Source organism: Algorimicrobium bowmanii (assembly GCF_054031195.1).
On record NZ_CM132929.1, the window covers coordinates 2189367 to 2201889 of the forward strand.

Here is a 12523-nt window from a genome sequence, read left to right on the forward strand (position 1 = left end):
ATGTAGTAAAATATCTACTACTAAAAAGGCATCTGTATTTCACAGATACTTTTTTAATTGATTAAGACTTATATAAATAGCACATTAAAACTTATAGCTTACAATTCCTTTAATAAAAAATGGTATTCCTGGAGTAAAAGTAATATCATCAACAGGATTTAACTCATTCTGTAAGCGAGTTTCTGTAGCAAACTGTGTCTCATTCCAAGCTGTATCAAATAAATTCTCAATTGCAACTCCCAAACTAAAATGTTTATTAAAAGCATAATTCATATTTAAATCTGTTACAAAGTAACCCTCAGCTACTATAGAATTATCTTCATTTGCTGGTCTATCATCAACATAACGATAACGTATACCTGCCGAAAAACCATTTATATCATTTACTGATAATCCCCCAGTTAGCGTAAAATCTGGAGCTAATGGAATATAATCCGAACCACTTGGTTCTTCAACACTTCTAGCATGAGTAAAGGTAGCATCGGTATCAAAGTATAACCAATCTGTAAACTGATAACGCACACCTAAATCTAAACCATAGCGTCTAGACTCTCCACTTGGCTCTACTACTCCAGCATCACCAACATAAACAAATTCTTGCTCTAAAAACAAATACCATAAAGCTGTATTAACGATCATTTTAGGTAAGGGCTTCCATATAACTCCTAAATCAGTTCCGTAGGCTTTTGGTAAAATATCTTCGCCATTTTGAGCTACTACAACGCGGGTATCATTGGAGTGAAAACCTATTCCTGATTTTAAGAATAATTGTAAATTTTCACTTTGATTATAAAAGAAATTCAATTTCGGACTAACTGCCGTTTTCGTTTCTGCTAGTGTTTGATAATCGGTAACCAATGCATCATTATACATAAACTTAAAGTAGTCCAAACGTAAGGCTGGAGCAATAATAAATTTATTAAACTTAAATTCGGCATTAACATAACCAAACATATTTGTTTGATTTACATCACCTAAAGCTAAATACTCAAGTGTTTCATTCCTGTCTTTAGTATGCGATAATTCAACATCATTAACCATATCGTAACGCATTCCGAACCCTGAAGTTAGTCGTGTTTCAATACCACCTAAATCTGTATCTTTTATGAAAGCGGTATTAAAACCAAAAATATCTCTATTTTCAAGTTGCTTAATTTGATCACCATTTATCGGGTCTTCTAAAAAGAAGGTGAAATTAGAATACAATTCGAATCCGTATTTAGTATAAAAAACATTAGACTTGAATTGTAAATCGTTATCCAGAATAGATTCATAAGCGATATTAACATTAGATCTAGAGGTATTACCACCTTCTGTATCATCAATAGAGCCAAAACGTGTGATTAAACCGCTATCTACAGCACGCTGTGGAATTTGACCTGAAGCATCCCAACGACTAGTAAAATGCGAAACCGTAAACGATAATTTATCATTACCTTTTAAATAAGTACTGTATTTACCAAATAAATTAACACGGTTGAAATTCTGAGGAGAATCATAAGGACCGTCAAACTCTATATACTCTAAAGCAACATAGGCATCAGAACGCTTGTTATCTTTAAGCAAATCAAACATCCCTAAAGTTCTTAGCGAATTAAATTGGCCATAACTTAAGCTAATCTCGCTCCCATTAATATCATCTTTTGTATTAAAGTCTACATAACCTGCTGTAGCAAAATCGCCTTTATCGGCATAATAGGCTCCTTTTCCGAAATTAATATTATTAATGGTTTCTGGAATTACAAAATGTAAATCGCTATAGCCTTGACCATGTGCATGGGACACCATATTTACAGGCATTCCATCAACCGACAAGCTTATATCTGTACCGTGATCAATATCAAAACCTCGTAAAAAAATCTGTTCAGCTTTACCGCCTCCAGCGTGCTGACCAATAATTAACCCAGGTACCTTTCGCAATATTTCCTGAGAAGAATTAACAGGTGTGGTTTCTAAATCTACCTTAGCTAAACTATGCATGGCGTTTACTTGTTCTGTAATAACCAATTCCTCAAGTAAAACCGTTTTAGATTCTAAATTAACTTCTAAGCCATTCTGAAAATTAGCTTTGGTAAGTAATAAACTTGCTTTTTGATAGCCTAACAACCCCACACTTACAGAGTCACCAACCTGACTATTTTCAAGTGTAAAACTCCCATTTGATAAAGAATGTGCATGACTACTAGAACTTATATTATAAATGTAAGCCCCTTCAAGCGGCTGTCCTTTTACATCATTTACAGATCCGGAAACGTTTTGAGCAAAAGCCAACGGCCCTAATATTAACAAGAATAAAAAGTATTGAAATGTAATTTTGTTTAACAAGATATATCGTTTTAAATGGTTTAAATATGCTAGTTTAATCTGTTTTTTTAGCAGTTATAAATAGTTAAATTATTCATTCCCTCGAAAAAACATCAAAAACTCAAAAATATTACGATTAAAACCTCCTTCCATTAGTATTAACGCTTTTTTAACATTTCAAAAACCCAAAAAAAATCAACCTTTAGAACTTTATTTATTTTTAGAATTTTTAGATTTATCATTTATCTTTACGCAATAAATAAAATAGCATGAATCCATCAGCAAATGGCTGGATAAACAAATTATTACTTGACAAGCATTTCGTTTCTGAATTAGCCTCACTTTCTGCTGCCGAATTTTATCAGGAACTCCGTAGGTGTGGTTTTATTTACGGTAGTAATATTTCCGTGTTTAATAATTACATTGAAAACACCGATTTTACTAGCGAAGAAATTTGTAAAGTAAATTTCATAACAAGCTTTAGCTACATTCATCAACTTTCAAAAAGTTCTTTAGGTTTCACTGAAAGTGTTATTGATTTCTACACACAAATAAACGCCTATAAAACATCCTTTTTCTCTGAGTTATTAGGTGGTAAAAAAAATGAAGCTACCTTAGAAAAAATAATACATAAACGGGTACAAATAGACGATAACATCATTGAAAAAAGCTTCAATTACTTTATTACCAATGCTTTGCTATTCACGGACATTGTTGCTTATCAACAGTTTTTAAATACTGAAACAATTTCAGAAACTTACCTTCAAAATATAGAGTCTTGTATAGAGAATATTGTTTTTGAGACGCTACATTCAAAAATTAAAAAAAGCAATTACGACCTTAGTTTAATTGATTTATTTGAACAATCTAGACGCTATCACGATACTCAAAAAATAGAATACAAAGAAGCGTTAACATATATTATGACTCCTTTAGAGCAGTATTACATTATAGATATTGCCTGTATGGCTACTTGGGGTGACAGTACTATAGATAGGCAAGAATATACTTTTTTAAAACAATTAGTTAGCGATTTAAAAATTGAAATAACCGTAATGGATGCTGCAACGATAGCTATTGCTAACTTTTATGAAACTCATAAACACCGAATAGCCTTATTGAGTTCTAAAAATGTGGTAAAAACTTTTTACGACAATTCTAGTAAAATGGTTTATAAACTAATTTCTAGAAATAGTAAGCGTCTTTTAAAGGAGTTAAAAGAAAGTAAAGAGTTAATGAAACTTTTAAGGCAATCCACTGTAAGAGACCTAAATGATGAAGAACAGAAACGCGTGAACAATCAGTTACTAGACATTTTTAAGTCAATACCGAGCCTTGCAATCTTTTTGCTTCCTGGTGGCGCTTTACTTCTACCATTAGTAATTAAATTCATCCCCAAACTATTACCATCAGCATTTGACGATAACCGTTTAGACGATTAAATGCTATTCAAGCCAAGTTTTAAAGTCTTTAACACGCTCACGAGCCACAATAATTTCCTGCTCATTATAGTTATGTAATTTTACCTGTAAACGGGAGTTTGTATAGCTTAACATATCTTTAATAGCTTGAATGTTTATATAAAACTTTCTGTTTATTCTATAGAACAACTGAGGATCTAACTCCGATTCTAATTGCTCCAATGTTAGATCTATAGGAAAGTTCCGTCCTTCATTAGTAAACAGGTACGTGCCTTTATTTTCACTATAAAAACACTCAATATCCGTTGTATTTATTAGTTTTAAATGTTGTCCAACCTTAATTGAAAACCGTTGTTTATAAACAGGAGTTACAGAACCCGTTAGTAAATTTTTAATGGCATTAAAATCTAATACAGTTTGATTATCTTGATATTGATGCTCTTTAAATTTATTTAAAGCCATAAGCAATTCCTTATCGTCAATAGGTTTTAACAGGTAATCAATACTGTTTAATTTAAAAGCTTGAAGCGCATAATCATCATAAGCCGTAGTAAATATAATAGCGGATTTAACAGTTACCGCTTCAAAAATTTCAAAAGACAAACCATCACTTAATTGAATATCTAGAAAAATAAGATCTGGATGTTGGTTATTTTGAAACCAAACAATAGACTCTTCTACCGAATGCAACATGACACCTACCTCCACCTCAAGCTTTGCAAGCATGCGTTGCAGACGTCTCGCAGATGGTTTTTCATCCTCTATTATTAAAACTTTCATACGCGTGTGAATCAACAATTAATTGTTTTTATTATAGCTTTCCATATACTGCTTAATTTTACGCTCTTCCCAGTTTTTCCCTAAAAGCCATTTCGGTAGAAAAACAGTTATTCCATGAATTAAGAGTCCGAATCCCCAAAAAATTAAGGTTATAAAATTATGAAATTGAAAGTAAGATTCACCAACTTCTAGCGATTGTACATTAGAAATTACAATTATTAAATTAACTACTGCATAAATCAGAGCGTGATTATAAAATCCTTTTATTTTTTTCACTTCAGCTTTAGCCCGCTCTAGCTGTTGCTGCTTCTCAAATGTATCCGCTGTATTCATTAGTTCCATGTTTTATGATTAGAATCTCTATTTAATATTTCTTGAATTTTACGCTCTTCCCATGTTTTACCATATCCAAAAACATTAAAAGCATGAATTGCCAACCCCATACCCCAACCTAACATTGGAAACCAAAACCATTGAAATCCCCAGTAAGTACGATAATTAATAAAAATAAGTACAGGTATAACTAGACTATAAGAAATTAGATTTCCGTAAAAGCCTTTAATTTGTTCAACCTGCTGTTTAGCGCGTAAATAAGCTTCTTCTTTTGTACTGTTTTGTTGTGTATCCATAATTTTAGTTTGTTTAGTTAATATTGGTATAAGAACTTTAAAAGAGGATCTTTCTTGGTTAATTATCACCTGCTTCTTGGTTAATAATGCATAACGCTGAGTTATGTTTGCCAATCCAAAACCACTACTCTTTTTTAAAACCTGCTTAGTCTGCAGGTTGTTTTCTATTATTAAATTACCATTACTTTCATAAATCCTAATATGTAAAGGCCTACTAGTTGTAACCATATTATGCTTTACAGCGTTTTCTAGCAGCAACTGAAGCGACAAGGGAACAACTTTACTCTCCGGGTTAGAAGCGCATTCAGGAATCTCAAAAACAATACTGTCTTCAAAACGCATTTTAAGCAATAACATATAAGTTCTAGCAAACTCTAACTCATCATCTACAGAAACTAAATCCTTATTTTTTTGTTCTAAAACATATCTATAAATCTTAGACAATGAAGTCGTAAACTTCTGAGCATTATCAGGGTTTTCTTCTATTAAACTAGATAAAACATTAAGACTATTAAAAAGAAAATGAGGATCTAACTGATTCTTAAGTGCATCAAATTTTGCCGTTTGCGTTTGCGCAACAATTTGCGACTCCTTAACCTTTTTTTCTTGAGTCTGCTTATATAAATATATAGCATGAAAAGTTATTACGATAGTTAATGTGATCCATAAACCAAACGTGTAACTCCTATAAGACTCATTAGCTAAAAACGTTTCAAATGGTACATCATTCAAAACCATAGCCTGAAACATATGCAAAAGAAACAATCCGAAAATGGTAATAAAAACGGAACCAATAATACCTAACAAAATACGTTTTGGACTTTCGTTTTCTTTCCAATTCAACCGCTCTAAGGACCCGAAAAAATACATATTAGAAAACCCTAGAATAAAGGCATACAATTGATAAAACATAAAATTCTCTAAAAGTGCATCAAGACTTTTAAACTCAAAACCTTCAGACAAGGTATTTCCTATAATAAAAACAATAACTCCAATACCGAAAGTGATTAGTATGTTTTTTAAAATTCTTGTCATAGTCATAAATGTTATAATCGTTTAATACAAATAAACCTTTAAATTGTAAAGTGTCAATTTTGAATAATTTAAAGTTACTATTTCTTAATAACGGAGCAAATATTGGTAAAAGATAAAGGATCCCAAAAAACAAATAACCCAATTGTTAATTTTTAAGGTTGAACTGTAAAAGAGAGATAAAAGCATGTCCGATGACTAAAAAATAAAATACTACTTTAGAACTTTCTTGAAAAAACATTTAGAACATCTAAACATGAAATTAACAAAAGTTGACAAAGCGTTTATATTAATTTTCTGCCTATTATTAGTAACAGAAATTATTTCCGACACCCATTTTACAACCTTACATTATTTTATAAAGCCAACATTATTGATGGCATTAATAATATTTTATTGGACACAAAACCACCCCATTTCAACATCTGAAAAACGCATGATATTAGGCGCATTATTTTGCTCATTATTAGGTGATATTTTATTGATGTTTGCAGCCCAATCTGAACACTTTTTTACTGTTGGATTACTCGCTTTTTTAAGCGCACATATTCTTTACATTTTATGCTTTTTTAAACATAGAAACAACAACTTAAAACCTTATTTTTTTGGAGCACTTTTATTGGCTTATGCGTGTGTAATATTTTATTTTTTAAACGGCCATTTAGGCAACATGCTTTTCCCCGTTATTTTTTACATGTTAGTTATTTTAATAATGTGTATAGCAGCTTTCTTACGAAAAGGGGAGGTAAACAGAATAAGTTATTTACTTGTGTTTTTAGGAGCTATTTTATTTGTAATTTCGGACAGTATTCTAGCTTTGAATAAATTCTACAAACCTTTGTGGCATTCAAATATTAGTATTATGTTTACATATGGTTTCGCACAACTATTTATTGTTTTCGGCCTTTTAAAACAACGATAGATTTTATTTATACAGCAAATCTAAATAGCTACTAATCAGACACAATACACAATCCACTTAAACCATTAATTAAACCTCTTGTAAGGTCTAATAATTAAGCGTGCTGCTTTGTCAAAATTAATATAATTATAAGTCCAATTAAAGAAAACGACTACCCGATTTCGAAAACCGACCAAAGACATTAGATGAACAAACATCCAAACAAACCAAGCAAAAAATCCTGCGAACTTAACAGCCTTTAAATCCACAACAGCTTTATTCCTACCTATTGTAGCCATAGAACCTTTATCGTTATATTTAAATTCAACCATAGGTTTTCCTGCTATTAATTTCATGATATTTTTAGCAAATAATTGCCCTTGCTGAATAGCCGGTTGTGCCACTTGCGGATGCCCTTTTGGGTAAGCTTTTGTCTCCATTAAAGCAATGTCTCCAAGAGCAAAAATATTAGCATAATCACCCACCTGATTATACGTATTTACACGGTACCTATTAGCACGTTCATTTAGTGATTTTTCAGGCAATCCTTTTACCGGATTTCCAGTAACTCCAGCAGCCCAAATCAAGGTCTCAGATTCGAGTGCCAAATCGGTATTGGTCTCTACTTTTAAACCGTCATAATTTTTAACAAACGTATTACAATGTACCTCAACTCCCAGGCGTTTTAAAAACTCAGAAGCCTTCTTTGAAGCATGAGAACTCATTGGCGGCAAAAGACGATCACCACCTTCTAATAAATGAATTTGTATATCAGAAACACTCAAATCATGATAATCTCTTGGCACTATATTATTTTTAAGTTCCGCAATAGCTCCTGCCAACTCAACTCCTGTAGGCCCACCCCCTACAATTATAAAATTCAAAAAAGCTTGTCTTGATTTTACTGTTTTCGCAATTGCAGCATTTTCTAGATTTTGAAGAATTAAACTACGAATATTAAGAGCTTGAGGAACCGATTTCATTGGCATAGCATACTTTTCAACCTCATTATTTCCAAAATAATTAGTTTTAGTACCGGTAGCTAATACCAAGTAATCAAAAGCTAGATCCCCTATTGATGTTTCTACAACCTGCGTTTCAGAATCAATAGTAAACACCTCTGCAAGTCTAAAAAAGATATTATCGCATTTCTTTATAATTTTTCGCAATGGATAAGCTATCGAATCTGGTTCTAAGCCAGAACTAGACACCTGATACAATAAAGGCTGAAATGTATGATAATTACGTTTGTCTATTAAAACAACCTGAATGGGCTTGTTTTTTAAAGCTTTAACCAAGTTAACACCTGCAAAACCTCCACCAACAACTACTAATCTTGGGAATTTAGAATCTGGAATATTCATAGAAAAGAAAATTTACAATCTACACAAAGATAAAGCAACACAAGCTATTTGTCTATTTTAGAATATATTTGTTTTTAGATGTAACATTTTTAGAAACCCAGCTACTTATACTATACTAAACCATCAATTTGAGCCAAACATTAGAACATAGTTTTGTTGAACAGCTTGAAGCAAATCAAAATATAGCACACAAAGTTTGTCGTCTTTACACGAACAACCAAGATGCACATAATGATCTGTTTCAGGAAATTACCATACAACTTTGGAAAGCCTACCCGAAGTTTCGTGGGGACTCAAAATTTAGTACCTGGATGTACCGTGTTGCTTTAAATACAGCTATAACACTTTATAGAAAGAAAAAAAGAAGCATAAAAACTCAAGAGTTTGAAAGTATTGAATTCAAAATAAAAGCCGAAGAATACGACGACACAGAAGAACAGCGCCTGAAACTACTATACAACGCCGTTAAGGAGCTAAATGATATCGAGAAAGCACTTGTGTTTTTATATTTAGAAGACAAAAATTACAAAGAAATAAGTGAAACAATGGGGATTAGTGAAGTTAATGCACGCGTGAAGATGAATCGCATTAAAACAAAACTCAGAACCATACTAAATCCGTAAGATTATGGATGAATTAGATTTATTAAAAAAAGACTGGCAGAAGAATGCTGACACATTCCCCAAACTGTCCTATAACGATATTTACAAGATGATTTTAAAAAAATCATCTTCCATTGTAAAATGGATATTCATAATTAGCTTACTAGAATTTCTTTTCTGGATAGGTATTTCATTTGTTTTTAAAGACAGTGACAGTATGGAACGCTATAATAACTACGATGCTGATTATGTAATCATCCCTCTAACAGTTATTGGGTATATTATTTTAGCGTATTTCTTTTACTCCTTCTTTAAAAATTATCGCACCATTTCGGTTACAGATAGTGCTAAGAAACTAATGGAGAACATTTTAAAAACCAGGGAAACGGTAAAGCATTATGTAGCCTTTAATCTTCTATATTTAATTGCCTCTGTAGTTGTTGTACTATTTATTGAGTTTGACCAAGATCAGCAGCTAATAAATCTAGCAAATAGTGCATCAGCAAATGGCGAAACATTTAAGTTTTACACACTATTTACCCTAACTGTTTTAGCCTTTTTAGTAGCCGTAATTCTGATACTTTTAATATTCTATTGGTTAATCTACGGTATTCTATTAAACCGTTTAAATAAGAACTATACGGAATTAAAAAAACTAGACTTATAAAAGCCTAGTCGTTGTCTGGACGCCATTTACGTTGTTGGTTTAAGGCTTCTTCGGCTTCTAAAACATCCTGAGGTATAACCTTTAAAAAAGATGGATGCTGCTCTATAGCATATTCTATTTTTTCAACAATATCAGCTATAGACTCATTCTCATAATCAATTTTAAGCGGCTCTTTAATCTCCATAGTTTGAAGAATATTTTTCTTCTTAACACGCAATCCTTTTTTATCAAAAGAGCGTCTAAAACCATCTATAACAACAGGAACAACTACAGGCTTATAATGCTTAATTATATGCGCGGTACCTTTTCTAATAGGTTTAAATGGTGTTGTAGTACCCTGAGGAAACGTAATAACCCAACCATCTTGCAACGCTGTTTTAATAGCCGAAATATCACTCATTTTCACCTGCCTATTCACATCCTCACCCTTAGATCGCCACGTACGCTCTATACTAATAGACCCTGCGTAAGCCATTATTTTAGGTAAAATTCCAGATTTCATTGTTTCTTTAGCTGCCACATAATAAATATTCATTTTAGGCTGCCATAAATACCCAACGTTTTTAATAGAATCGTCACGCTGACTCAAACTTGCGTTAAAGACATGAAACATAGCTACCACATCAGCAAAATATGTTTGATGATTGGAAATAAATAATACATTGCTATCTGGAAGGTTTCTTATAACCTCGGAACCTTCAATTTGAAGTTCATTAAACCCGCGGAACCTTCTATGTGTCAGACCTCCTAATATTCTAATTATCCATTTTTTTAAAATTAGATAATGTCCAAAAGGATTTTGTTTAAACAAACCCATATGTTAATTTTTCAAGTAATTAAGAATACAAATGTAATAAAACATAAGGTTTACAGCAGTTCTTTTAACAAGTCTTTTATCTCGCTCAACATCATAGCTGTTGCACCCCAAACTACATGATTGTTTAAATGAAAAGCAGGAACCTCTACCGCTTTGCTATATGAAGTTGAAACTGTTTTAGTTACCACGCTTCCCTCGTTTAAAAAATCTTTTAAAGCCACCTCAATAATAGCCTCCACCTCTTCATCTTGCTTAATAAATTTAGGAGTCGATTTTGCTATTCCAAAAAATGGATACACGTAAAAATTACTTGGAGGAATATAAATTTTAGTCATAGCTCGCAAAATTTCTAATTCTTTCTCAGGCACACCTATCTCTTCCCATGTTTCACGTATGGCTGCATGTTTTATAGATTCATCCGACAATTCCAACTTTCCTCCAGGAAACCCAACTTGCGCTGAATGAACACCCTTATATGTTTTCCGAAGTATTAAAACCAATTTCGTTTCAGAAACAAGATCCGGATAAAACAATGCAACAACCCCAGCTTTTTTAGCATCTTTTAATCTACTACTCTGAACCATCTCCAACTGTTCTCTAAAAGGTGGAGACATTTTAAATTGGGAAGATTCGGCTGGAAGTGGTATATTTTCTATTTTTGATACCGATTTTAAAAATTCTTTAAATTTCATTTATGATTCGTATTCTTGTGTTAGGACTTTTTATGCTTCTCTTGAACTGTGAAGATAAACAATCAAAATCAGAAAAAGTAACACCTAAAACTACAAAACCTGTTATAGAAAAGAAAGAAGTTATAGATTCTTCTAAATCAGTAAGTGCTGAATACCCCTTTTTAACAGACGAAAATGCTATGGAATTCTTTTTAAAATATGAAAAAGAGCATACAGAGAATAAAGTACGTATTACTACCAAATTTGGAGAAATAGACATTTTACTATTTGACAAAACGAAATTCCATCGTGCAAATTTTATCTACCTAACCAAACGTGGCTATTTTAACAACACTCAGTTTTATCGAGTGGTTAATAATTTTGTTATTCAAGCTGGTAACACCGATGACCCTAAAGTAAAGCGCAAACGAGCCGATATTGGACGTTATCTTTTACCTCCCGATACCAAACGCGGCTACAAACACCATCGTGGCATGGTAAGTATGCCAAGTAGTGAAATTGATGACGCTTATAAACTAGCTTCTCCTTTTGAGTTTTTTATTGTTCAGAGTAAAGATGGTGCCTACCATTTGGATGGTGAATACACCATTTTTGGTAAAGTGATTTCCGGAATGGATGTAGTTGATAAAATTGCAGCTCAAGAAACAGATGGAGGCGAATGGCCTTTACGCAACATCTACATAAAAAAGGTTGAAATAATCAAGTAACTAATTATAAAGACTTGGCAAGCTAACCTTAAATCTTACAGCCAACAATCTTACTGTAATAACGACCAAACCAGCTATTATAAAAACAAGGTTATCATCAATTGGAAGTTTTCGCACTAAAAAATAAGTCAGACCACCTAAAATACATGCGGTAGCATAAATTTCTTTTCTAAATATTACCGGTATTTCATTGCATAGAATATCACGAATAACTCCTCCAAAACATGCCGACATAGTACCTAAAGCAATACAAATAATAGGATCTAGTCCCGCTGAAATACCTTTTTCCACACCTACCACCGTATACAGCCCAATACCTATTGTATCAAATAAAAATAACGATTTTCGGAGATAATCAATTTTAGATTTAAAAATAATAGCCAGAACTGTTGATCCGATTATTACATAAATATAATTTAAATTCAGCATCCAACTAACTGGTGTCTCTCCAATTAACAGGTCACGAAGTGTCCCTCCACCAACAGCCGTTACGGTTGCTATAATTAGAATACCAAAGGGATCCATTCGCTTACTAAGCGCAATTAACACACCTGAAATAGCAAATGCTATAGTTCCTAAAATATCAATGGCATAAAACATAGGCTAT

Annotated in this window: 13 protein-coding genes; 5 read left to right on the forward strand and 8 right to left on the reverse strand. The window is 32.4% G+C overall.

Going from position 1 to position 12523, the window contains the following annotated elements:
• Positions 1-84 precede the first annotated feature (84 nt).
• Positions 85-2325 (reverse strand): TonB-dependent receptor, encoded by a 2241-nt coding sequence (locus tag ACW5R3_RS09635; RefSeq protein ID WP_456576803.1) that lies wholly within the window; start codon positions 2323-2325, stop codon positions 85-87.
• Between the two features lie 248 nt (positions 2326-2573).
• On the opposite strand from ACW5R3_RS09635, the gene ACW5R3_RS09640 reads away from it, so the two are divergent.
• Positions 2574-3746, forward strand: a complete 1173-nt coding sequence (locus ACW5R3_RS09640; protein ID WP_456576804.1) for an LETM1-related biofilm-associated protein — start codon at positions 2574-2576, stop codon at positions 3744-3746.
• 3 nt (positions 3747-3749) lie between these two features.
• Here ACW5R3_RS09640 and ACW5R3_RS09645 read toward each other — a convergent pair whose 3' ends face one another.
• Genes ACW5R3_RS09645 through ACW5R3_RS09655 form a run of 3 tightly spaced genes read right to left on the reverse strand, consistent with a single transcriptional unit; the run spans position 3750 to position 6169 of the window.
• Positions 3750-4505: a LytR/AlgR family response regulator transcription factor gene (locus tag ACW5R3_RS09645; RefSeq protein ID WP_456576805.1), complete on the reverse strand. Its 756-nt coding sequence runs from the start codon at positions 4503-4505 to the stop codon at positions 3750-3752.
• An 18-nt stretch (positions 4506-4523) separates the two neighbouring features.
• Positions 4524-4838, reverse strand: a complete 315-nt coding sequence (locus ACW5R3_RS09650; RefSeq protein ID WP_456576806.1) for a 2TM domain-containing protein — start codon at positions 4836-4838, stop codon at positions 4524-4526.
• A complete protein-coding gene (locus ACW5R3_RS09655; RefSeq protein ID WP_456576807.1) occupies positions 4838-6169 on the reverse strand; it encodes a 2TM domain-containing protein in 1332 nt (443 codons plus the stop codon). The genes ACW5R3_RS09650 and ACW5R3_RS09655 overlap by 1 nt, the downstream gene beginning before the upstream one ends.
• Before the next feature lie 253 nt (positions 6170-6422).
• On the opposite strand from ACW5R3_RS09655, the gene ACW5R3_RS09660 reads away from it, so the two are divergent.
• Complete coding sequence (locus ACW5R3_RS09660; RefSeq protein ID WP_456576808.1) at positions 6423-7088, forward strand: lysoplasmalogenase; 666 nt, start codon at positions 6423-6425, stop codon at positions 7086-7088.
• 65 nt (positions 7089-7153) lie between these two features.
• On the opposite strand, the gene ACW5R3_RS09665 is transcribed toward ACW5R3_RS09660, so the two are convergent.
• The gene (locus tag ACW5R3_RS09665; protein ID WP_456576809.1) at positions 7154-8431 is read right to left on the reverse strand and encodes an NAD(P)/FAD-dependent oxidoreductase; all 1278 of its coding nucleotides are present in this window, start codon (positions 8429-8431) and stop codon (positions 7154-7156) included.
• 128 nt (positions 8432-8559) lie between these two features.
• On the opposite strand from ACW5R3_RS09665, the gene ACW5R3_RS09670 reads away from it, so the two are divergent.
• Together ACW5R3_RS09670 and ACW5R3_RS09675 are read left to right on the forward strand one after the other, a co-directional pair.
• Complete coding sequence (locus ACW5R3_RS09670; protein ID WP_456576810.1) at positions 8560-9054, forward strand: RNA polymerase sigma factor; 495 nt, start codon at positions 8560-8562, stop codon at positions 9052-9054.
• Between the two features lie 4 nt (positions 9055-9058).
• Positions 9059-9700, forward strand: a complete 642-nt coding sequence (locus tag ACW5R3_RS09675; RefSeq protein ID WP_456576811.1) for a hypothetical protein — start codon at positions 9059-9061, stop codon at positions 9698-9700.
• A 4-nt stretch (positions 9701-9704) separates the two neighbouring features.
• On the opposite strand, the gene ACW5R3_RS09680 is transcribed toward ACW5R3_RS09675, so the two are convergent.
• Together ACW5R3_RS09680 and ACW5R3_RS09685 are read right to left on the reverse strand one after the other, a co-directional pair.
• Complete coding sequence (locus ACW5R3_RS09680; RefSeq protein WP_456576812.1) at positions 9705-10517, reverse strand: lysophospholipid acyltransferase family protein; 813 nt, start codon at positions 10515-10517, stop codon at positions 9705-9707.
• A 50-nt stretch (positions 10518-10567) separates the two neighbouring features.
• Positions 10568-11209, reverse strand: a complete 642-nt coding sequence (locus ACW5R3_RS09685) for an NUDIX hydrolase (RefSeq protein ID WP_456576813.1) — start codon at positions 11207-11209, stop codon at positions 10568-10570.
• 2 nt (positions 11210-11211) lie between these two features.
• Here ACW5R3_RS09685 and ACW5R3_RS09690 point away from each other — a divergent pair, with 2 nt between their 5' ends.
• Positions 11212-11916, forward strand: coding sequence for a peptidylprolyl isomerase (locus ACW5R3_RS09690; RefSeq protein ID WP_456576814.1), 705 nt, complete (start codon positions 11212-11214; stop codon positions 11914-11916).
• Here ACW5R3_RS09690 and ACW5R3_RS09695 read toward each other — a convergent pair whose 3' ends face one another.
• On the reverse strand, positions 11917-12516 hold the full coding sequence (locus ACW5R3_RS09695; RefSeq protein ID WP_456576815.1) for a trimeric intracellular cation channel family protein: 600 nt from the start codon (positions 12514-12516) through the stop codon (positions 11917-11919).
• Positions 12517-12523 lie beyond the last annotated feature (7 nt).